We start from the raw sequence: 22907 nt of genomic DNA, 5'->3' as shown, positions 1-22907 counted from the left end.
GGGTCACCCGCAGTGCGTGGAGGATCAGGAACGGGCGCGGCTCCACGCCGCGATGTGCACCTCGGCGCTGGACTCCCAGGTGAACTCCTTGGCCCGGTCGAACCCCGCCTTCGCCAGCGAGAGCCGCCGCTGCTCGTCGTCGAGCAGGGCGGCCAGGTCGGTGCCGATCTGCTCCGGGTCCTCGGAGGTGTACGCGACCGCGTCGCCGCCCACCTCGGGCAGCGAGAGCCGGGGCGTGGTCAGCACCGGGGCGGCGCACGCCATCGCCTCCAGGATCGGCAGACCGAACCCCTCGCCGTAGGACGGGTACGCGGCGACCAGGGCACCGCCGAGGAAACCCGGCAGGTCGGCGTAGCGCAGGTAGCCGGGGCGCAGCAGACGCAGGTGCGACGGCACCTCGGCCACCGCCCGGTCGATGTCTTCGTCGTGCCCCTGCCCACCGGCGATCACCAGGGCCGGCGGATCGACCCGGTCAGCCACGGCCCGCGCCCACCCACGGATCAGGTTGGGCACGTTCTTGCGGGGCTCCTTGGCACCGAGGAAGGCGACGTAGCTGCTGTTGCCCAGCCCCAGACGGGCGCGTACCCGGGCCTTCTCCTCCTCGGTGGGAGCGTGGAAGGCAGCCTGGTCGACGCCGTGGTAGGCCACGTCGATCCGCGTCGGGTCGGCGTCGAGCAGCCGGATCAGCTCGTCCCGGGTGGCCTTGCTCGGCACGATCACCCGGTCGGCGCGGCGCAACGAGGTCTTGATGGCGCTGCGGAAGAACGTGCGGCGCGACTTGTCGTAATGCTCCGGCTCGGTGAAGAACGTCGCATCGTGCACGGTGACCGTGACCGGACACCCGGCCCGCAGCGGGCAGGTGTAGAAGGGCGAGTGCAGCACCTCTGCGCCCACCTGCTGGGCGAGCAGCGGCAGGCCGGTCTGCTCCCAGGCGAGCCGGGCCGGGCGGTGCGCCACGGCGGCCGGGGCCGGGATGATCTCCGCGCCGGGCAGCATGCGGGTGTAACGCTCCAGATCGGTGCGGAGACTGACCACCGCCAGTTCCACCCCCGACCCGCACACCTTGCCGAGGGCACCGAGCAGACCGTCGACGTATCGACCGACACCACCACGGTCGGTGGGGACACTCGTGGCGTCGATGAGCACGCGGGGCGGGCGACCGGCGGTCACGGGGCGACTCCTTGTACTGGCGGGCTGTGGGGAACAACACTCCGGGGGTAAAGCCTACGCCGGGGCGCGGGGCCGACGCTGACTGCGACCCGACGGTACGCCGACTTGTCATCGTCATCGAGTACGGCCCGCACTGGCGTATCGTTCGCGCCGATGGCCGACAACATTGCCCGGGTGTTCGCCGACGCGATCGCGACCGACCCGACCCGACCGCTGCTCACCTGGTACGACGACGCCACCGGCGACCGCACCGAACTTTCCGGCGTCACCTTGGCGAACTGGGTGGCGAAGACCGCCAACCTCCTGGTCGACGAGGTCGGCCTCGCGCCGGGCACCCCGGCCGGCGTGCTGCTGCCGCCACACTGGCAGACCGCTGCGGTGCTGCTGGCCTGCTGGTCGGCCAAGCTGAGCGTCGTCGACACGCCGGGCGACGTGGGGGTGCTCTTCGCCGCCGTCGACCAGTTCGACGAGGCGCAGTCCTGGTCCGCCGACGAGCGGTACGCCCTCGGGCTGGCCCCGCTCGCCGCCCCGCTTCGGCAGGTGCCGCCCGGGTTCGCCGACTACGTCGTCGAGGTACGCGCACACGGTGACCACTTCACGCCGCAATCCGGCCCTGGCCCCACCGACGCGCACCTGCTGGGTCGCGCCGAGGCCCGCGCCACCGAGTTGGGCATCCTTCCCGGCGCTCGGGTCCTCATCGACGCCGCCCGGCACCCCGACCCGGTCGACTGGCTGCTGGCCCCGCTGACCCGGGCCGCCACCGTGGTCCTCTGCGCCAATCAGGACCCCGCCCGCCTGGCCGACAGGCTGGCCACCGAGAGAGTCACGCACTCCCTCCCCTAACCACCCGCCGTTCCACCCCGCCCCACCCCGGCGATCTTGCAGTTTCGGTTGTCGAAATGGGTGGGATGCCCCTCAAGTCGGGACAGAAAGTGCAAGATCGCCGGGGAAAGGGGTCAGGACGTCGTACGGGACTGGGCCAGGGCGGCGAAGGCGGTGAGGGACTCGGGGTTGACCAGGGCACCCTTGGCCGCCGCCTGGTCGACCGGGGTGCCGGTGAGGATCTTCTTGACCGGCACCTCCAGCTTCTTCGCCGAGAGGGTGCGGGGCACCGAACGCACCTGGTGGATCTCGTCGGGCACGTGCCGGGGTGAGAGCGCCGTGCGCAGTTCACGGCAGATCTTCGCGCGCATCGGGTCGTCCAGCTCCAGGCCCTCGGCCAGCACCACGAAGAGCAGCAGCTCACCTGCGCCGCCCTCGTCGTCCTCCAGGTGCACGACGACCGAGTCGAGCACCTCGTCGAGCCCTTCCACTACCGAGTAGAACTCGGCGGTGCCGAGGCGCACCCCACCGCGGTTGAGGGTGGCGTCGGAGCGGCCGGTGATCACACAGCCACCCCGCTCGTTGATGGTGATCCAGTCACCGTGCCGCCAGACGCCCGGGTAGACGTCGAAGTACGCCTCCGCGTAACGGGTGCCGTCCGGATCGTTCCAGAAGCCCACCGGCATGCTCGGCATCGGTTCGGTGATCACCAGCTCGCCGAGCTCGCCGATGACCGGCGTGCCGTCCGCGGAACGGGCCTCCACCTTGGCGCCCAACGCCCGGCAGGCGATCTCACCGGCGTACACCGGCAGCAGCGGCACCCCGCCGACGAAACCGGTGCACACGTCGGTGCCACCGGAGAGCGACTGGAGCTGGACGTGGTCGCCGACGGTCTCGTACACCCAGCGGAAGCCCTCGGCGGGCAGTGGCGCACCGGTGGAACCCACTCCGCGCAGCGCCGACAGGTCGGCGACCTCCCGGGGGACCAACCCGGCCTTACGGCAGGCCAGCAGATACGGCGCGGAGGTACCGAAGTACGTCGTACCGGTCTCCGCCGCCAGCCGCCACAGCCCGCCGAGGTCAGGCTCAGCCGGCCGGCCGGGCTCCGCCCGGACCCCGGGGTTGCCGTCGAAGAGGACGATGGCCGCCCCCACCGCCGGGCCGGAGACCAGGAAGTTCCACATCATCCAGCCGGTGGTGGTGAACCAGAAGAACCGGTCGGCCGGGCCCAGATCGTGGTGCAGGGCGAGCATCTTCAGGTGCTCCAGCAGGATGCCGCCGTGGCCGTGCACGATCGGCTTCGGCAGCCCGGTGGTGCCCGAGGAGTACAGCACGTAGAGCGGGTGGTCGAACGGCACCGGCGTGAACGTCAACGGCTCGACGGTGGGTGCGGCCAGCTCGGCCCAGCCCAGCGCGCCCTCGGGGGCGGGTCCCGTCGGGTCGAGGTAGCCGATGCTGACGGTGTGGCGCAGCGACGGCAGGGCGGCCCGGATCGCGGCGACCTCGGCACGCCGGTCCACCGGCTTGTCGCCGTACCGGTAGCCGTCCACGGCGACCAGCACCGTCGGTTCGATCTGCTGCCAACGGTCGGTGACGCTACGGGTGCCGAACTCGGGCGCGCAGGACGAGAAGATCGCGCCCAGGCTGGCGGTGGCCAGCAGCAGGACGTACGTCTCGGCGATGTTCGGGGCGTACGCCGCCACCCGGTCACCGGCGGTGACGCCGAGCCGGCGCAGCCCGGCCGACACCCGGCGGACCTGCTCGCGCAGCTCACCGGCGGTCAACGTGACAGGCGGGCGGGTCTGCCCGTGGGAGATCACCACCGGGTCGTCGTCGGCCCGCCCCGGCATCCGCAGCACGTTCTCCGCGTAGTTGAGCGTGGCGTCGGGGAACCAACGGGCGCCGGGCATTCCCCGCTCGGCCAGGGTGGCGGTCGGCGGGGTGTGCGCGATCACCTCGAAGTGGTCCCAGATCGAGCGCCAGAACCCGTCCAGATCGGTGGTGGACCAGCGCCACAGCGCGTCGTAGTCGGCGAAGTCCAACCCGCGGTGCTCCCGCAGCCAGCGCAGGTAGGCGCCGATCCGGGACCGCTCACGTACGTCCGCCGGCGGCGTCCACAGCATGTCACCCACTGCTCCACCCTCCCCCTGGCCCGACACGACACTGTGACTGGGCCGTGGCGCCATCTTGCCCTACCTCGAAGCGCCATTCTGCGCACCGGGTAGGCCAACCGACGCGTGCCCGTCCCACACTCCAACCCGCCACCTCATGTGGGTCAGCCGGCGCGGTGGGCCTGGATGGCGCGGCGGCGGGCCAATCGGTGCGCACGGCGGATCTCCGCCTCCTTGTACCGGCGCTCGTCCTCCGCCGTCTCCGGCAGCACCGGGCGGACCGCCCGCGGCGCCCCACCCACGTCCACGCCGACGAACACCAGGTACGCGGTGGCCACCCGGACCGGTGCGTCCTCGGCCGAGTCCCACCGTTCGGCGACCACCCGCACGCCCACCTCCATGGAGGTCTGGCCGGTCCAGTTCACCTGGGCGTGCGCGTGCACCAGATCGCCGACCCGGACCGCCTCGGAGAAGACGATCTCGTCGATCGCCGCGGTCACCGCGGTCCCGCCGCTGTGTCGGGCGGCAGCGGCCCCGGCCACGTCGTCGACGAACTTCATCAGAACCCCGCCGTGCACGGTGCCGTAGAGGTTGACGTCCACCGCGGTCATGATCTTGCTGAGAGTGACGCGCGAGTACGACGTCGGCTTGCCGGTTGGAGCGGCGGAGAGGTGCTCAGTCATGTCGAAAACGGTACGGTGCGCGGATGCGACATCTCTGGAGCTTCCTCGCCGGGCTGGTGGTGGCGCCCATCACCTGGGTGCTGGTGACACTGGGGCAGGACGGGTCGAGCCGGACGGTCGACCGCTGGGTGGAGATCGGCACGTTCAACACCGCCAACCTGATCGAGCCGGCCGTGTACCTCGGTGTCGGCGGTGTCCTGCTGGGCCTGCTCGGCACGCTGCGCTTCTCACCACTGGGCCCGTTGGTGGCCGGTGCGCTGCTGGTCACCCCGTACATCGGGATGTTCGTGGCGCCCTTCTCGGTGCGGGACGCGATCCCGCACGAGTGGAAGGTGTTCGGCGATCCTCTGCCGCTGCGACTGCCCGTGGAGAACGGCACGCTCTTCCTGCTCGGCCTGCTGCTGCTGATGGCGACCTTCAGCCAACAGCGTTGGCGGCAGTGGCCGAGCCCGGCGACCGAACCGGCCGCGGCACCCACCCCCGCGTCGGACGGAGGCCCCCGCAACGACGACTTCACGCTGACCGACTGGCCGGCCCCCGCGCCCGCGGAGCGCGACGCCGCGCCCCTCACTCTGGGTTACCCGGCGGAACCGACACCGACCGAGCCGCTGCCCCGCCGGGTGGGTGGCGAATCACCCTGGTCCGCCCCACCGCGCGGCCAACCGCGCCCCGAGGACACCACCGAGATCCGCTGATCGCCGGGGCGGGCCGGGTGACCGGCCCGCCCTCCGTCTAACTCCCCGCCGCCAGGGTGGCCCGGACGGTGCCCAGCAGGGCGTCCCGGGCCGTCATCGGGAAGAAATGCCCGCCCGGCAGCACGTGCAGGGTGGACCCGGCCGACGTCTGCTCCCGCCACGGCGCGACCCGATCCGGCGGCACCTCCCGGTCCCGGTCCCCCGCGAAGGCGACGATCGGGCAGCTCAGCGGCGGCTCCGGCCGGTACTCGTAGGTCTCGCAGACCGCGAAGTCGGCGCGGATGGCGGGCAGGAGCAGGTCGAGCAGTTCGGGTTCGGCCAGGATCTCCTCGTCCAGACCGCCCAGCTCACGCAGCCGTTCGACGACCACCGCGTCCGGTTGGTCGTGAATGTTCGGCGAGGTACGCCGCAGCGTCGGCGCGAGGCAACCGGCGGCGAAGAGAACCCGGGGCGGCGGCACCGCGCGGCGGCGCAGTTCGCGGGCCAGCTCGAAGGAGACCAGCGCCCCCATGCTGTGCCCGAACAGGGCGTAGGGCACCCCGAGCTCGGGTGCCAGCGCCGGGGCGAGGGCCTCCACCAGCTGCCGCACCCCGGTGTACGCCGGCTCACGCCAGCGGGACTGCCGCCCGGGCAGCTCGACGGGGCAGACCTCGACGTCGTCGCCGAGCAGCTCCTGCCACCCGTGGTACGCCGAGGACCCACCACCGGCGTACGGCAGGCAGATCAGTCGGACGGCGGGGGTGACGCGGCGGCGCGGCCCGGCGACCAGCCAGCCCTGGGCGCGACCGGGCGGGTGGGTGGTGAGGCGGTTCACGGAACGGCTCTCCTAGTACGTCGGCTCGTCGGCCAGCAGGGCGCTGGCCTCCTCGTCGGACATCTCCTCCAGCTCACTGAGCAGGTGGTCCTCGATGGCGAACGCGGCGGCTTCCAGGGTGGGGCTGTCGAACAGCACCCGGATCGGCACCTGCACGTCGAACGCCTTGCGCAGGTGCACCACCGCCCGCATCGCCAGCAACGAGTCTCCGCCGAGGGCGAAGAAGTTGTCGTGCACCCCGATCCGGTCGACCCGCAGGATGCCGGCCCAGACCTCGGCGATGGTCTCCTCCAGGGTGGAGCGGGGTGCCACGTACGGCACGTCGTCCGCCTCGACCGCGTCGGCCAACTCCACCAGTGGTCGCCTGTCGACCTTCCCGTTGGCGGTCAGCGGCAGCTCGTCGATCTCGTGGAACGCCGCCGGCACCATGTACCCCGGCAGCTTGCCCGCGAGGAACTCGCGCACGTCCGTCGGCACGGCACCGGCGACCCGGGGGACGACGAAGGCGACGAGACGCTTCGCGCCACGCGGCTCGCCCTGCGCCACCACCACCGCGCCGCGCACCTCGGGGTGCTGGGCGAGGGCGGTCTCGATCTCGCCCAGCTCGATGCGGTAACCCTGCACCTTGACCTGGAAGTCCTCCCGGCCCAGGAACTCGATCTCCCCGCTCGGCAGGAACCGGCCGAGGTCACCGGTGCGGTACAGACGGGTTCCGGTGGCCGGGTCCGCAACGAAGCTCGCCGCCGTCCGCGCCTCGTCGTGCAGGTAGCCGCGGGCCAGGCCGACACCACCGATGTGCAGGTGCCCGGGAACCCCGGTGGGTCGGGGTCGCAACGCGTCGTCGAGGACGTGAAAGGTCTGGTTCACCATGGGCCGCCCGTACGGGATGCTCGTCCACTCCGCCGGGACCGCCCCGATCGGGTAGAGGATGGACCAGATCGACGCCTCCGTCGCGCCACCGAGGCTGACCACCTCGGGCCCGTCGAGCGTCTGCCGGATCCGGTCCGGCAGGGCGACCGGGATCCAGTCACCGCTGAGCATGACCAGTCGCAGGCCGCCGGTGGCCTCCCGGACGGTGAGGTGCTCGACGAGCAGCTCCATGAGGGCCGGCACCGAGTTCCAGATCGTCACGTTGGCCTTGGTGAGCAGGTCGAGCCAGGCGGCCGGATCGCGGTGTGCCGCCGCCTCCGGGAGCACCACCGCGCCGCCGACGGCGAGCGGACCGAAGACGTCGTACACGGACAGGTCGAAGCTCAGCGACGACAGCGCCAGGACCCGGTCGTCCTCGCCCACCCGGAAGCGCTCGTTGATGTCGACGACGGTGTTCAACGCACCCTCGTGTTCGATCATCACGCCCTTGGGCAGGCCGGTGGACCCGGAGGTGAAGATGACGTACGCGAGGTTGTGGGGCGTGGTGTCGATCGCCGGCAGCGCGCCCGCCGGGAGGACCCGCAGCTCGTCCACCCGCAACACCTCGACGTCGCCGAACCGGTGCGCCCCGGGACCGGCCAGACGCCCCTGGGTCAGCACCACACGCACCCGGCCGTGCGTCAGCAGGAAACGCACCCGCTCGTCCGGCAGGTCCGGGTCGATCGGCAGGTACGCGGCCCCGGCGGCGAGCACACCGAGGACGGCGGCGCACTGCTCCCAGCCCTTGTCCATCACCACCGCGACGAGCTCGTCGGGGCGTACCCGCAAACCGACGAGGTGGGCGGCGATCGTGCGGGCGCGGTCCGCCAGCTCGCCGTAGGTGAGCGTCCGGGTCGGCGTGATCACGGCCGGGCGCTCGGGCACCCGGGCGGCCGTGGCGAAGAACGGCTCGTGCAGCATGCCCACCGGCAACGGCGCCTCCGTGCGGTTGTACGCCGTTTGGGCGGCCAGCTCCGCGCGGGGCACCAGCGACGGCACCGGGTCGGCCCAGTGCGCCTCGTCGGCGGCGAGCCAGTGCAGCACCGACAGCGTCGCCGCGTGCATGGCAGCGACCATGCCCTCGGGGAAGAGACCCTCGACGGCGTCGATGTCCAGCACCAGGGCACCGTTCATCTCGTACACCTGGGTGTCGATCCAGATCTGCGGTGTCTGGGAGATGGAGTAGACCACCTCGCCGATCTGCGGGTGCCCGCCGATGCCCTCAAACAGGCTGGTGAACACGACGGGCATGACGGCGGCGGCGTCACCGCGTACCCGCTTCAGCTCCCGCGCGACCCGCACACCGCTGAACAGTCCGTGGTCGAGGTCGGCGAGGAGTTGGTCCCGGATCGTCCGGGCGCGGTTCTCGAACGACGCCGCACCGCCCGCGTCGATCTCCAACAGCGTCACCGAGGTGAAGTCACCCAGGATCGCGTCGACCTGCGGGTGCAGCGGCAACCGGTGCGCCATCGGCAGGTTGAGGCTGAATCGCTGGTTCTTCGACCAGGTGGCGACCACCTCGCCGTACGCGGCCAGCAGCAGCGCGGTCGGAGTGAGGCCGCGCCGGGACGCGGCGGCCTTGACGGTGTCCCACTCGTCCGCCGGCACCTGCCCGGTGAGCCGGGCGAAGCGGGGCGCGGCGATGGTGTGCGGGTCGGCCGCCAGCGGCAACTCCGGGGCGAGGGCCAGTGTCGGCACCCGCTCCTGCCAGTACGCGGCGGCGCGCTGGTACCGCTCGGTCGACTCCGCGGCCCGCGCGGCGAGCACGTAGTCGCGGAAGCTCAACTCCAGCTCGGGCAGGGTCGCGTCCGGCTCGTGGTAGAGCAGGGTCAACTCACGCATCACGATGCTCGACGCCCAGGCGTCGGTGATCAGGCCGTCGATGCTGTAGTGCACCCGCCCCCGACCCTCGTCGAGCAGTGTGGCGCGCAGTTCGAACAGCGGCCACCGGTCCGGCACGAACACCTGGTGCGACATGGCGGCGCGGGTCCGCTCGAAGCTCGCGTTCACCTCGGCGGCCGGGCGACCCCGCACGTCCTCGGTGACGACGACGTAGTCCGGTACCTCGTCGAGGACCTGCTGCTCGCCGTGCGGCAGCACGACGGTACGCAGCGACCCGTGCCGCCGGATCAGCCGGCGCAGCGCCCGCTGCAACCGCGCCACGTCCAGCTCGGGGACGTCGAACTCCTCGTAGCCGTGCATGCCGACGTTGCCCAGCTCGAACACGCCGGTGCGGCCGATCCAGTACGCCTGCTGCACATCGGTCAGCGGGAACGGCAGGTGCGCCGATGCCGGGTCCGGCACGACGGCCGGCAACGGCTCGGGGCCGCTGACGCCGACCTCGGCGCGGGCCGCGCGTACCGCCGCGGCGAGACCACGGACCGTCGGGTCGGCGACGAAGGCGCGCAGCGGGACGTCCGCCTCGCACACCCGGCCGACCTGGGCGACGAGCTGAGCGGCGAGCAGGGAGTGCCCACCCAGCTCGAAGAAGCCGACGGTGGGCGCGACGTCCCGTTCGCCGAGCAGGTCGGCGAAGATCGCCGCCACCTCGCGCTCGGTGGGGTCCTCGACCGCGTGGACCTCGGCGGGGTCCTCCGCCGCGCCGCCCTCGGTCTCGTCGAGCACGGTGACCACCACGTGCCCGGTGGAGGCCGCCGCGCCCACCACCCGGGCGGCTGTCCGTTCGACGGCCGACAGGTCCGCCACCGGCCACCCGTAGGTCACCCACTCCGCGTCGGACTCCCGGCCCAGCGCCGCTGCCTGCGCGACGAGGTGGCCGGCGAGCGGGTTGTCCGGCGTACCGCCGAGCAGGTGCACCTCGACGGCGGTGACCGGCTCCCGCGCGCCGACGCCCACGGCGGCCAGCGTGGCCAGGGCCTCGTCGGCCGACGTGCGGACGTCCACCGGCACCAGCACGGTCACCGGACCCGGCTGACCGGCAACCCCCGGGTCGTCGACGCTCGCACCGGCTGTGGTGAGGGCCCGCCGGAACGCGGCACCGACCACCGTGTCGCCGGCGAGCTGGTATCGGGCGCCGGTGTGCCGCTCGGGGGCGGCAGCCGGAGCTGCGGTGACGTGCGGCAGGAAGCGGTGCCCGCCACGCAGGGCCACCACCGGCTCGGGGTGCGCGCACCTGACCTCCCGCACCACCGAGGCGGCGAGGCGGCGGGCGGCAACCGGCGTCGTGGCCGGGAGCACGTCGAGCAGCGTCCGGGTGCCGGGCGCGCCGCCGGTCGCCCAACCGGCGAGCACGCCGCGCGGCGGCACCAGCGTCTCGGTGCCGGTCACGTCGAGCGCGCCGTCGGTGACGACGACCACCCGGGCGTACGCGTCGCCGCGCCTGGTGAGCGCGTCACCAAGGGCCGCGAGCGTAGGTGCCGGGTCGCCCTGTGGAACCGCCAGCAGCACCCCGCTGATCCGCTCCTGCGGCGACAGCGACGTGCGGAGCGCGCCGGTCGCCGGATCGAGGTCAGCGGCGACCATCCGGCTCCCCGCCGCGCGTAGCTCGTCGACGACGCCGTCCGGCAGACCGGCGTCGACGGCCAGCCAGGCACCGGTCCCGGTGGTCGCCGGCCCGGCACCGCCGGCCCGGCGGTAGCCGCGCACGACGAGCCCGTCGGCACCCGCCCGGCTCGTCACCGCGTCGCGGGGAGGATCGACCCAGCAGCGTTCCCGCTCGAACGGGTAGGCCGGCAGGACGGTCCGCCGGGGCGGCACGTCACCGTGCAGCGCCTCCCACCCGATCGCGACGCCCATCCGCCACAGCGCACCGGCGGCGGCGAGGAGCTCCGTCTCGGCGTCGGCGTCCCGACCGGCCGACGGCAGTGACGCCACCGCGCGGGCGGCCGACCCACCGGCGAGGCGGGTCAACACCCGCCCGGGGCCGATCTCCAGCACCACGGCGTCGGCGTCAGCGTCGCGCAGCGCCGCCAGGCCGTCGCCGAAGCGGACGGTCGACCGCAGTTGCCGGGACCAGTACGCGGGGCTGGTGGCCGACTCGGCGGTGATCCAGGCACCTGTCACGTTCGACACGAAGGGGATCTCCGGCGCCGAGCGCGGCACCTGGGTCACCTCCGCCTCGAACGCCGACCCGGCGGCGGCCATGGCCCGGGAGTGGAACGCGTGCGAGGTGGCCAGCCGGGTCGAGGCCACCCCCCGCTCGCGCAGCCGGGCCTCGAGAGCCGCCACGGCCTCGGGCGGCCCGGAGACGGTGCACTGCCGGGGGCCGTTGACGGCGGCGAGGTCCAGCACATCGTCGAGCAGCGGCAGCAGCTCGGCCTCGGCCAGCGGCACCGCGAGCATCACGCCCGGCTCCGCCGCCTGCATGAGCCGACCGCGTGCCGCGACCAGGCGCACCGCGTCGGGCAGCGCGAACACCCCGGCCAGGCAGGCGGCCACCAGCTCACCCACACTGTGCCCGAGCAGCCCCGCCGGTCGTACGCCCCAGTGCGCCCAGAGCTTCGCCAGCGCGTACTCGACGACGAACAGCGCCGGCTGCGCGTACCGGGTCTGCCGGAGCTGTTCCGCAGCGGTCTCCCGCTGGTCGTCGGCGGGGAACAGCAGGTCCCGGATGTCCGTGTCGAGCAACGGCGTCAGGAGGTCCGCGGCCCGGTCCACCTCGGAGCGGAACACCGGCTCAGCGACGTAGAGGGCGTGCGCCATGCCGGTGCGCTGCGCGCCCTGACCGGGGAAGGTGAACAGCACCGCGCGGTCGGTGGCGGTCTCGGCCGACCGGGCCGCCGGTCGCCGCAACGCCTCGACCACCTCGGTGGGGCTGCCGCCGACGACCGTCCGGCGGTACGGCAGGGTCCGCCGGCCGCGTTGCAGGGTGTACGCCACCTCGGCCAGCGGCGTGTCCGGGTGGGCGCTCAGGTGCGCGGCGAGTCGGTCGGCAGCCGTGTCGAGGGCGGTGGGTGTGGCGGCGGACAGGGGCAGCAGGTGCCGCCGGCGGCTCTCCTGGCCCGCCGCGCGGGTCGGGGCCTCCTCCACGACGACGTGCGCGTTGGTGCCGCCGATGCCGAACGAGCTGACCCCGGCACGGCGCACCCCGCCGGGCCATGGGGTGCGGGCCGCGACGACGTGGAAGGGACTCGCGTCCAGAGCCAGCTCGGGGTTGGCGGTGCGGAAGTGCAGCGACGGTGGGATCTCGCCGGCCCGCAGTGCCAGCACCGTCTTGATCAGACCGACGACCCCGGCGGCGGTGTCGAGGTGCCCGACGTTCGTCTTGACCGAGCCGAGCCCGATGCGGCCCGGCGGCAGGTCACCGAAGGCACTCGTCAACGCGGCCACCTCGATCGGGTCACCGAGCGGGGTGCCGGTGCCGTGCGCCTCGACGTAACCGATCGTGCCGGGGTCGACCCCGGCGACGGCGAGCGCCTCGGCGATGACGTCGGCCTGCCCGTCCACGCTCGGGGCGGTGAAGCCGACCTTGCGGTCGCCGTCGTTGTTCACGGCCGAGCCCCGGATCACGGCGTGCACCAGGTCGCCGTCCGTCATCGCGTCGGCGAGCCGCTTGAGCACGACGACGCCGGCGCCGCTGCCGGCCACCGCGCCGGTCGCCTCGGCGTCGAACGCCCGGCAGTGGCCGTCGGCGGAGAGGATGCCGCCCTGGGTGTGCCGGTAGCCACGGCGGCGGGCGATGACCGTCGCGCCGCCGGCCAGCGCGACGTCGCACTCGCCGGCCAGCAGCGCCTGCGCGGCCATGTGCACGGCGACCAGGGAGGTGGAGCAGCCGGTCTGCACGCTGATGCTGGGGCCCCGCAGGTTGACCTTGTACGACACCCGGGTCGGCAGGAAGTCCTTGTCGTTGCCGATGGAGGTCTGGAACGCCCCGACCCGGGCCACCAGGTCCGCGTTGGGCAGCAGATTGTGCAGCAGGTAGGAGCTCTCCCCCACCCCGGCGTAGACACCTGTCACGGGTGTCGTGGAGTCGAACGGGTGACCGGCGTGCTCCAACGCCTCCCAGGCGCACTCCAGGAAGATCCGGTGCTGCGGGTCGAGCAGCTGCGCCTCACGGGCCGAGAACCCGAAGAAGCGGGCGTCGAAGCCGGCCGGGTCGTCGAGGACGCCGAGGGCACGGACGTAGTCGGGGTGGTTGAACTCCTCGGGTGCGACGCCGTCGGCGATCAGGTCGGCGTCGTCGAGGGTGGTGAGAGATTCGACCCCGTCGCGCAGGTTGCTCCAGAAGGCGTCGAGGGTGGCGGCCCCGGGAACCCGGAGCGCCATTCCGACGACGGCGATGGCGGTGTCGGGCAGCGTACGTTCCTCGGTCATCATGCGTCCCCCCTGTCGTGATGCCGGCCCGGCCGACGTCGCGGTGTGCGCGCCCGTTGGATGGCGGCGCGTGTCTCGGCGCGGTGGTGCCCCGCGGACATCGCCGGCGTCCGGTCCCCGGACGCCAGGTGCCGGGCGAGTGCCCGCACGGTGGGGTGGCGGAACAGCTCCACCACCGGCACCGTGCGACCCAGCCGCTCGGACAGGTGCGTCTGCACCCGCATCACGAGCAGCGAGTGCCCACCGATGTCGAAGAAGTTGTCGTCGACGCCCACCTCGTCGACCACCAGCACGTCGCGCCAGATCGCCGCCACCGCGCGCTCCAACTCGCTGCCGGGCACACCCGCCCCGGCAGGGGTCGGGGCGGCGGGCGGCGCGAGGGCGTCCCGGTCGACCTTGCCGCGGTCGCTGCGTGGCAGCCGGTCCAGCGTGACGATCGTGGCCGGCACCATGTACCCGGGCAGCCGGTCGGCCAGGTGCGCGCGCAGCAGCGCCACGTCCACGTCGCTGGGCGTCACGTAACCGACCAGCGTGGGCCGGCCCGGCACGTCCTCGCGCAGCACCGCAGCCGCCTCTCCTACCGTTGGGTGGGCACCGAGCGCCGCCTCGATCTCGCCCAACTCGATCCGGAATCCGCGCACCTTGACCTGACCGTCCTCCCGGCCGAGGAACTCGAGCACCCCACCGACACCGAGCCGGACCCGGTCCCGGGTGCCGTACATGCGGCCGCCGGGCGGGCCCCACGGGTCGGGCAGGAAGCTGACGGCGGTGCGGGCCGGGTCCCCGACGTAGCCCTGCGCCACCCCCGGTCCGCCGAGCCACAGGTCCCCCGGGACCCCGCGCGGCACCGGCCGCAGTCCACGATCGAGGACGTACGCCCGCACGCCCGGCAGCGGCAGCCCCACCGGGACGCTGCCGGTGACCGGCTCCCGGTCGCCGCCCGGCTCGTGCACGGTGGCGGTGATGGTGGCCTCGGTCGGGCCGTACGCGTTGAGCCAGCGCACCTCCGGCGCGGTGGCGCGCCACTGGGCGAGCCGCCCCGCGTCGACCCGCTCGCTGCCGACCACGACGAGCCGCAGGTGCGGACAGGAGGCGGGCGGGTGACGGTCCAGCACCGCCACCCACTCGTGCCAGTACGACGCCGGCAGGTTGAGCACTGTGAGTCGCTCCCGGCGGATCAGCGCGGTGAACTCGTCGAGACCGGGCACCGGCCCGGCCGGCGGCAACACCACGGCCCCGCCCCGGATCAGCGTCCCGAACAGCTCCTCGGCGGCCACGTCGAAGCCGAGCGCGGCGAACTGGAGCACCCGGTCGGCGGGGGTGAGCGCGTAGTGCCCGGCGACCGCCTCCAGGGTGTGCACCAGGTTGCCGTGGCTGACGCGGACGCCCTTGGGTTGCCCGGTGGTGCCCGAGGTGTAGAGCACGTACGCCGGCGCCGACGGGTGCACCGGCGTGCCGGCGGCGGCCGGGGCGGCGAGCAACGCGTCCTCGATCGCGACGAACGGCAGGTCGGCGGCGGGCGGGTGGTTCTCGCGGGAGCCGAGCAGCAGCACCGCCGACGAGTCGGCGAGGATGTGCGCCAACCGCTTCGGCGGGATCGCCGGGTCCAGTGGCACGTACGCGGCCCCGGCGCGCAGGATGCCGAGCAGCGCCGCCGGCCAGTCAGGGCTGCGCTCCAGCAGGACGGCGACGGTGTCACCGGGGCGTACGCCCCGGGCGGTCAGGTGGGCGTGCACCGCGGCGGCGCGGCTGTCCAGCTCGGCGTGGCTGACCTGCCGGTCGCCCTGCACCAGCGCCGGGCGCTGCTGCCAGCGCGCCGCGGCGGCGGCGACCAGGCCGTGCAGAGTCGACGCGGTCGGCGCGTCGGTCGCCTCGCCGGCCGGCGGGACCAGCTCGGGGCCGGGCAGCAGGTCCAGTGTGGACACCGGGGCGTCCGGGGTGCTCAGCGCCGACTCCAGCAGGGTGCGGTAACTGTGCGCCAGCCGCTCGGCGGTGTCCCTGTCGAACAGGTCGACGTCGTACTCCACGGTGCCGCGCAGCTCGCCCGTGGCGCTGGGCACCTCGTCCCAGGCCACCGTGAGGTCGAACTTCGCCACCCGGCCGGGTGACTCGGTCACCCCGACCGACAGACCGGGCACCGCGTCGGTCCGCTCGGGCAGGTTCTGTGCCGACAGCATGACCTGGAACAGCGGGGTACGACTGGGGTCGCGTGGTGGCCGGACCGCCTCGACGACCTGCTCGAACGGAACGTCCTGGTGCTCGTACGCGCCGAGCACCGCGTCCCGCACCCGGGCCAGCACGTCGACGAACGTCTCGGTGTCCTGCCAACGGGTCCGCAGCACGACGGTGTTGACGAAGAAACCCACCAGGTCGTCGAACTCGGAGCGGGTGCGCCCGGACACCGGGCTGCCGACACTGACGTCGCGGACGTCCGCGTACCGGCCCAGCACCAACTGGAACACGGCGAGCAGCACCATGAACCGGGTGACGCCGTGCCGCCGTCCCACCGCGTCGAGGCGTTCGACCAGGGCGGCGGGCAGCCGTACGTCGAACGTCTCCCCCCGGTGCCGGGCGGTGGCCGGGCGGGGACGGTCGGTCGGGAGGTCCAGTGCCGCGGGCGCACCCGCGAGCCGGTCCACCCAGTACGCGAGCTGGGTCGTCCGCGCGTCGCCGGCCAGCAGCGCGCGCTGCCACAGGGTGTAGTCGACGTACTCGACGGTGAGCGGGACCGGTGCGGGCGTGCCGATGGTCCGGGCGGCGTAGAACGCGCCGAGGTCACGGATCAACACACCGATCGACCAGCCGTCACAGACCGCGTGGTGCAACGTCATCAGGAGCATCGCGTGCTCGTCGGTCAGCCGGATCAGATGCCAGCGAGCCAGCGGCCCGGTGGCGAGGTCGAAGGGTCGGGCGGCGGCGTGGCGCAGCAGGGCGTCGGCCTGCTCGTCACGGTCGGCCCGGTCGCGCAGGTCGTCCACGGTGAGGGCGACCAGTGGCTCGTCGTCCACTACCTGCCGGGGCTCGCCGTCGATCGTCACCAGCCGGGTCCGCAGCGCCGCGTGCCGCGTCACCAGCCCCCGCAGGCCGGCGTCGAGGGCGTCGACGTCGAGCGGGCCGTCCACGGTCAGCACCAGCGGCACCGAGTAGACCGCCTGACCAGCGTCGAGCTGGTCGAGGAACCACAGCCGCTGCTGGGCGTACGACAGGGGGTGCGGCCCGGGGCCGGCGGCCGGCACCGCCGGGCGGGCGTCGTCCGGGCCGGCGTCGGCGACGCGTGCCGCGAGCGCGGCGACGGTGGGCGCCTCGAAGGCGGCGCGGACACCCAGCCGCACGCCGGCGGCGGCGGCGATCCGCGCCACCATCTGCGCCGCGAGCAACGAGTGGCCGCCGAGGGCGAAGAAGTCATCGGCTGCGGACACCACCGGCACGCCGAGCAGGTCCTGCCAGGTCCGTGCGACAAGTTCCTCGATCGGGCCGCTGGGCGGCACGCCGTCGGCGGCCCGGACCCCGTGGTGCGCGTCGGGCGCGGGCAGCGCTCGGCGGTCCACCTTGCCGTTGGGGGTGACCGGCAACGCCGCCAGCGGCACGTACCAGGTCGGCACCATCGCCTCGGGCAGCCGGGCCGCGAGGTGGGCGCGCAGCTCACCCGCCGGGACCGGGGCGTCGTCCGTGACTACGTAGGCGACGAGCCGACGTTCGTCGCCGTCCCCGTGCACCGTGACGGCGGCGGCCCGGACGCCCGGGCAGGTGGTGAGGGTGCTGGCGATCTCGTCCGGCTCGATCCGGACACCGCGGATCTTGACCTGCTGGTCGGCCCGGCCCAGGCACTCCAGTTGACCGTCCTCGCGCCACCGCACCACGTCACCCGTGCGGTAGACGCGGGCGCCGGGCTCGAAGGGGCTCGGCACGAACCGCTCGGCGGTCAGGTCGGGCCTGCCGACGTACCCGTGCGCGAGACCGGCGCCGCCGATGAACAGCTCCCCCGGAGCGCCGATGCCGGTCAGCCGGCCGTGGTCGTCGAGGACGTAGAGCAGCTCCCCACCGATCGGTCGACCGATCGGGGTCCGCGCCGCGTCGCCGGGCAGATCGGTCACGTCCCAGGTGCTGGAGAACGTGGTGCACTCGGTCGGGCCGTACCCGTTGACGAGGCGCAACCCCGGCAGGGCGGCGGCCAGCGTGGCGACCCGGCGGGCGTCGGCCGGCTCGCCGCCGAAGTAGAGGGCGCGCAGCGGGGCGAACATCGCCGGGTCGGCGTCCACGCACCTGTGGAACAGGGCGGTGGTGAGCATCAGCACCGTGACGCCGTGCTCGGCGAGTCGGTGACCCAGCCGGGACGGCGTGAGCACGTCGTCCTTGGGGATGCCCACCAGGCGCGCGCCGTTGAGCAGCGCACCCCACACCTCGAAGCTCGCCGCGTCGAACGACACGTTGGCCGCCTGTGCGACCGCGTCGGCGGGCCCGACGGGGAAGTAGTCGGCGCGGTGAACCAGCCGGACGATCCCGCCGTGGGTGGTCTCGACCCCCTTCGGCCGCCCTGTCGACCCGGAGGTGTACAGGACGCAGGCCCGCTGCGTCGGGTACGTCAGCGGCCACGTCGGCGCGGACCGTCCCGAGGGCAGCACCAGCCGGTCGAGCCGCAGCACCGGCAGGTCGTCGACGACGGCCACCGGACCGTCGGCGAGCAGCAGCCGCGCCCCGCTGTCGCGCAGCATGAACTCCCGCCGCGCCTCGGGGTAGGACGGGTCCAGGGGCAGGTACGCCGCCCCGGTGGCGAGCACCGCGAGCATCGCCACGACGAACTGGGCGGACGAGCCCATCGCCAGGCCGACGACGCTGCCCGGGGTGACCCCGTGTCCGGTCAGGACCGTCGCCAGGGCGTCGGCCCGGGCGCGCACCTCGGCGTACGTGAGGGTGGTGCCGTCGTACTCCAGAGCGACGGCGTCCGGTGTCGCCTCGGCCTGGGCGAGGAACGCCGCCGGCACACTCGGCGGACCTGCCGTACCGCCGCCGGTGCCCCATTGGACGATCAGCGCGCGCTCCTGCGCCGACGTGTGCGCGAGGGTGGAGATCGGCGCCTCGGGGTCGGTCAGGGCGTTGTCGAGCAACGTCAGGTAGTGGTCGGCGAACCGGCGCACCGTCGCGCTGTCGAACAGGTCCGGGTCGTAGGCGAGGACGCCGAACGCCCCGTCGGGCCGCGGCTCGTCCCAGAGCACGCTCAGGTCGGGCGGCACCGCCCCGGTGGTGGCGGGGGCCGCTCCCACCCCCAGCACGACCGGGCAGAGCGCGGCACGACTCGGGTCGTGGGGTAGGCCGAGCGCCTCGGCCACCCGGTGCAGCGGGACGCCGGTGTACGGCGAGGCCGCCCGCAACCCGGCGTCGACCCGCGCGAACAGGTCGGCGGCCGACGGGTCGTCGTCCCACCTGCCGCGCAACGGCACCAGGGCGCCGTCCAGCGGCGTCGCGGTGGCCAGGTCCCGGGTGCCGGCGTGCCGGCCCAGCACCACCTGCCCCACGGCGAGCAACGGCACGGAGGGTGCGACGCCCAACGCCGCGCTCACCGCGTGCAGCCGTCGGGTGGTGTCCGGGCCGACGGTGAGCGTCACCCGGTCGGTGTGCTGGCGACGACGGGCCGGGCGGACCCGGTCGGTGACCAGGTCCAGGGTGGGTACGCCGGCCAGCCCGGCCCGCCAGTGGACGAGCGCGTCCATCTCCTGGGCCACCGCACGCGATCCGGTCACTGGACCGGCTCCCCGAGACTCGGCTCGCCGGCACGCTGCCCGACCGGGTTCGTCGCCCCGGCCAGCACCCCGGCCGGATCGCGGTCGGTCACCCGGGCCACCAGCCCACCGTCGAGCGTCACCACCCGGTCGGCGCCGGCCAGGGTCTCCCGGCGGTGGGCGATGGTGAGCACCGTCGCGCCGGCGAGGTCCACCGCCAGCAGCCGCTGGATGCGGGCGTCGGTCTCGGCGTCGAGGCTCGACGTGGCCTCGTCGATGAGGACCAGCTTCGCGTCCCGCAGCAACGCCCGGGCCAGGCAGAGCAGCTGCCGTTCACCGGCGCTGAGCTGCCCGCCGTCGGCGGACAGGGCCGCGTCGAGACCGCCACCGCCCACGCCGAGCAGCCGGTCGGCGAGGCCCACCTTGGTGAGGACGGCGGTGACCGCCGCGTCGGGGTACGCACCGGTCGGGTCGATGTTGTCCCGCAGGGTGCCGGGCAGCAGCACCGGATCCTGCGGTACCACCTCGACGGCGGCCCGCAGGTCGGCCAGCCGCAGCGTGGCGGTGTCCACCCCGTCGACGAGGATGCGCCCCTGCTCGGCCGGCACGAACCGCAGCAGCGCGGTGAACAGGCTGGACTTGCCGCTGCCGGTCCGGCCGACGATGCCGATCTTGCTGCCCGCCGGGGCGTCGAACGACACGCCGTTCAGCGCGGCCGGGCCGCCCTCGGCATAGCGCAGGGTGACGTTCTCGAAGTGGACCTCGCCGGCGGTGGGCCAGCCGGCCGGGGCCGGTCGCCCGTCGGTCGGCTCGACCGGCAGCCGGGTGTAGTCGTCGACACGTTCGAAACTCGCCAGCGACAGGTCCATCATCTGCACCGTCATCAGGCTCATGGCCAGCGCCTCCATCAGCGCGTACACGAAACTGACCCCGACACCGGCCAACCCGGCGCCGATCCCGCCCACGGCGACGATCAGCACCCCGTACGTCAGCAGGACGACCGCGCCGAGCATGTCGAGCTTCAGGTTGAAGTGCCGCGACAGCGCGTTGACCGTGTAGTCGGCGTGGTGCGCGACGCGGACCCGCTCACCGAACGCAGCCTGGTAGCCGCGCACCCGGCTGTTCCGGCCCTCGATCGAGGTCACCCCGTCGACCGCCTCGTTGAGCAGTGCGAGCATCGGCTCGTTCGCGTGCTTCGACAGCCGGGACGCCTCGACCGTGCTGGCCCTGGTGAGCCGCTGCCAGCGGAGGTAGACCACCAGCAGCAGCGGGGCCGCCACCAGCATCAGTGGACTGGTGAAGGCCAGCGCCGCCAACGGCACGACCAGGCCGACGGCGACCCGGAGGGTGTCCATGGTGGTCTCCGGCAACTCCAGGTCGATGGTCTCCATGTCACCGGAGAACCGCGCCAGAACACGTCCGGAGGAGTTGCGGTCGAAGAACGACAGCGGGGCCCGGAAGACCCGGTGCAACATCGACGCGTGCAGGTTCTGGCCGGCGGACACACCCCGGGCGAAGGCGAAGCTGAACAGCCCGCGATCCAGCACGAGCGCCAACAGACCGATGGCGGCGAACACCCCCGCGTAGTACAGCGTGTCCTGCCCGGCGTGCTCGGTCCAGTGGCCGAGCCAGAACGACGAGCCGCCCAGGACGGCCTGCCCGCCGACGGCCAGGCCGAGCAGAACGACAGCGAGGAGGCCCGGGGTCAGCACCTGCAGGTAACGGCGGTAGGTGGCGGAGCCGACCTGACCGGCGCGGACCGTCTCCTCCTCCTCGGCGGCCACCTCCTCGGCCACCTCGTCCAGCCCGGCGCCGTCCGGGTCGGACGGCGTCGCGGCCTCGGCGGCCACGGCCGGCAGCAGGTCGGGCATCTGCGCGGCGACGTCGGCGAACCGGCCCGCCGCGACCACCCGGCCGCCGTCGAGGACCACCACCCGGTCGGCCCGCCGGGCCACGTCGAGGCGGTGGGTGGCAACGATCCGGGTACGCCCGGCGAGCACCCCGTCGAACAGCGCCTCCAGGATGGTGCCGGCGACCGCGTCGTCGACGGCGCTGGTCGGGTCGTCGAAGAGGTAGACGTCGGCGTCCTCGTAGGCGGCGCGGGCCAACGCGATGCGCTGCCGTTGCCCACCGGAGAGGTTCACGCCCCGCTCGCCGATGGCCGTGCCGTCGCGGGCCGGCATCGCCGCCAGGTCCGCCTCCAGGGCCGTGGCGCGGACGACCGCCGCGTACCGGTCCGGATCGTCGGGCGAGAAGCAGCGGATGTTGTCGACGACGCTGCCCTGCATGATCCAGGGGCGCTGCGGCAGGTAGACGGCGCTGCCGCCGACCCGTGCGGTACCCGCGACCGTCGGCAGCGCCCTGGCCAGCGCCGCGAGCAGCGCCGACTTGCCGCTGCCGACCCGACCCAGCACGCAGATCAACTCACCGGGCGCGACCCGCAGGTCGACGCCGGTCAGGACCGGCCGGGCGTCCGCGTCGGCCCCGGGCCAGGTGAACGACGCGCCGTCGAGGTCGACCGCCCCGGCCGGCGCGTCGCCGTCGGTCGACGCCTCGGCGGTGTCCGGGGCCCGCAGGAAGGTCGTCACCTTCCCGAACGCCACCCGCCACTCGTTGCGCATGTCCAGGTAGCGCACCAGCTCGGGCAGTTGGGACCGGAGGACGGTCAGCACGGCGATCGCCGCGAACACGTCCGCCGCCTTCAGTTCGTTGCCCAGCGCCGCGTACGTGACCAGGGTGGCCATCACCATCAGCACCGGCGCGGCGGCGTTCACCAGGTAGAGCGTGGCGAGCCGCTTCTGCCGGCGGACCAGCAACGCGTTGAGCGTCGCGCGTTCCCGGCCGACAGCCCGCTCGGCGACGTCCTCCCAGCCGTGGGTGCGCAGCGTCCGCATGGCCCCCAGATACTCGCCGACCAGCCCGATCCGGACGCCGTTCGCGTCCCGGATCGCCGGCACCAGCGCGAAGACCCTCTCGTTGGCCACGTGCGACAGCCACAGACCGGCGATGAGGATGACGATGCCCACCAGCGCCGCCCAGCCCAGCAGCACCCAGAGGACCACGCAGGAGCCGGCGATGCCCAGCGGGACCGCCCACGCCATGTGCGTGAAAGCGACCCGCCCGACCCTCCGGGCGTCGGACGAGGCGAGGGTGATGACCTCCCCGGAGGGGTGGGCCAGTCGGGCACCGCGATCCATCCGCAGGTACTTGCGCAGAATCTCGGTCCGCAGCAGCGCGGTGATCGAGTGCGCGGTCTTCCACACCTCGGACCACTGGTGCTTGTGGCTCAACGCGTCCAACACGTAGAAGCCGGCCAGGCCGGCGGCGATCAGCAGACCCTCCACCACCGGGCCCCGGCCGTCGCCCTCGAACCAGGCGATCAGCTCCCGCACCAGCAGCGGCCCGACGGTCGCGCAGGTCTGGTAGGCCAGGAAGATCAGGCCCGCCCACCAGAACCGTCGACGGTAGGTCTGGTAGAGGGCCCGCCGCAGCCCGTCCGGATGGTCCCGCCGGGCGGCCCAGGCACGCTCGAAGACCGGGGTCACCCGCTCCAGGTGGTCGTACCGGGGCGGCGTCAGGCTGTCCGACAGCTTCAGTGGTCGGCGCAGGGACGCCTTCACCAGGATCGAGGGCCATTGGACGAAGAGTCGGGACAGCACTCCCGCGTCCTGTTCGGCACTCGGGCGGACCGGTGTGGTGGTTGTCGACACGGT

9 protein-coding genes are annotated in these 22907 nt (G+C 73.6%); 2 read left to right on the top strand and 7 right to left on the bottom strand.

Going from position 1 to position 22907, the window contains the following annotated elements; all coding sequences use genetic code 11:
• Positions 1–24: 24 nt before the first annotated feature.
• The gene (locus GUI43_RS08320) at positions 25–1170 is read right to left on the bottom strand and encodes a glycosyltransferase family 4 protein (protein ID WP_112582435.1); all 1146 of its coding nucleotides are present in this window, start codon (positions 1168–1170) and stop codon (positions 25–27) included.
• Between the two features lie 153 nt (positions 1171–1323).
• On the opposite strand from GUI43_RS08320, the gene GUI43_RS08315 reads away from it, so the two are divergent.
• Complete coding sequence (locus GUI43_RS08315) at positions 1324–2013, top strand: TIGR03089 family protein (RefSeq protein WP_112698492.1); 690 nt, start codon at positions 1324–1326, stop codon at positions 2011–2013.
• Between the two features lie 113 nt (positions 2014–2126).
• On the opposite strand, the gene GUI43_RS08310 is transcribed toward GUI43_RS08315, so the two are convergent.
• Both GUI43_RS08310 and GUI43_RS08305 read right to left on the bottom strand, forming a co-directional pair.
• Positions 2127–4124 carry an acetoacetate--CoA ligase gene (locus tag GUI43_RS08310; RefSeq protein WP_112698491.1) on the bottom strand — a complete coding sequence of 666 codons (1998 nt, stop codon included), beginning with the start codon at positions 4122–4124 and terminating at the stop codon, positions 2127–2129.
• Between the two features lie 143 nt (positions 4125–4267).
• A complete protein-coding gene (locus GUI43_RS08305) occupies positions 4268–4786 on the bottom strand; it encodes an acyl-CoA thioesterase (RefSeq protein WP_091394150.1) in 519 nt (172 codons plus the stop codon).
• Positions 4787–4809: 23 nt separating this feature from the next.
• Here GUI43_RS08305 and GUI43_RS08300 point away from each other — a divergent pair, with 23 nt between their 5' ends.
• Positions 4810–5481 carry a hypothetical protein gene (locus GUI43_RS08300; protein WP_112582438.1) on the top strand — a complete coding sequence of 224 codons (672 nt, stop codon included), beginning with the start codon at positions 4810–4812 and terminating at the stop codon, positions 5479–5481.
• A gap of 37 nt (positions 5482–5518) precedes the next feature.
• Here the strand turns inward: GUI43_RS08300 and GUI43_RS08295 are convergent, their stop codons facing one another.
• From GUI43_RS08295 to GUI43_RS08280, 4 genes are read right to left on the bottom strand one after another with little or no spacing between them, the layout of a single operon-like run.
• On the bottom strand, positions 5519–6295 hold the full coding sequence (locus tag GUI43_RS08295; RefSeq protein WP_112582439.1) for a thioesterase II family protein: 777 nt from the start codon (positions 6293–6295) through the stop codon (positions 5519–5521).
• A gap of 12 nt (positions 6296–6307) precedes the next feature.
• Positions 6308–13477, bottom strand: coding sequence for a hybrid non-ribosomal peptide synthetase/type I polyketide synthase (locus GUI43_RS08290; RefSeq protein WP_170158697.1), 7170 nt, complete (start codon positions 13475–13477; stop codon positions 6308–6310).
• Positions 13477–19215 (bottom strand): non-ribosomal peptide synthetase, encoded by a 5739-nt coding sequence (locus GUI43_RS08285; RefSeq protein WP_112698489.1) that lies wholly within the window; start codon positions 19213–19215, stop codon positions 13477–13479. Before GUI43_RS08285 ends, GUI43_RS08290 begins: the two co-directional genes overlap by 1 nt.
• The gene (locus GUI43_RS08280; RefSeq protein WP_146765875.1) at positions 19212–22904 is read right to left on the bottom strand and encodes an ATP-binding cassette domain-containing protein; all 3693 of its coding nucleotides are present in this window, start codon (positions 22902–22904) and stop codon (positions 19212–19214) included. Before GUI43_RS08280 ends, GUI43_RS08285 begins: the two co-directional genes overlap by 4 nt.
• Between the last annotated feature and the right edge of the window lie 3 nt (positions 22905–22907).

Origin of the sequence: Micromonospora noduli (assembly GCF_003264365.1) — a bacterium.
Lineage (GTDB): Bacteria > Actinomycetota > Actinomycetes > Mycobacteriales > Micromonosporaceae > Micromonospora > Micromonospora noduli.
Note: the sequence above shows the minus strand (reverse complement) of the source record. Positions and strands in the feature narration are given on the sequence as shown.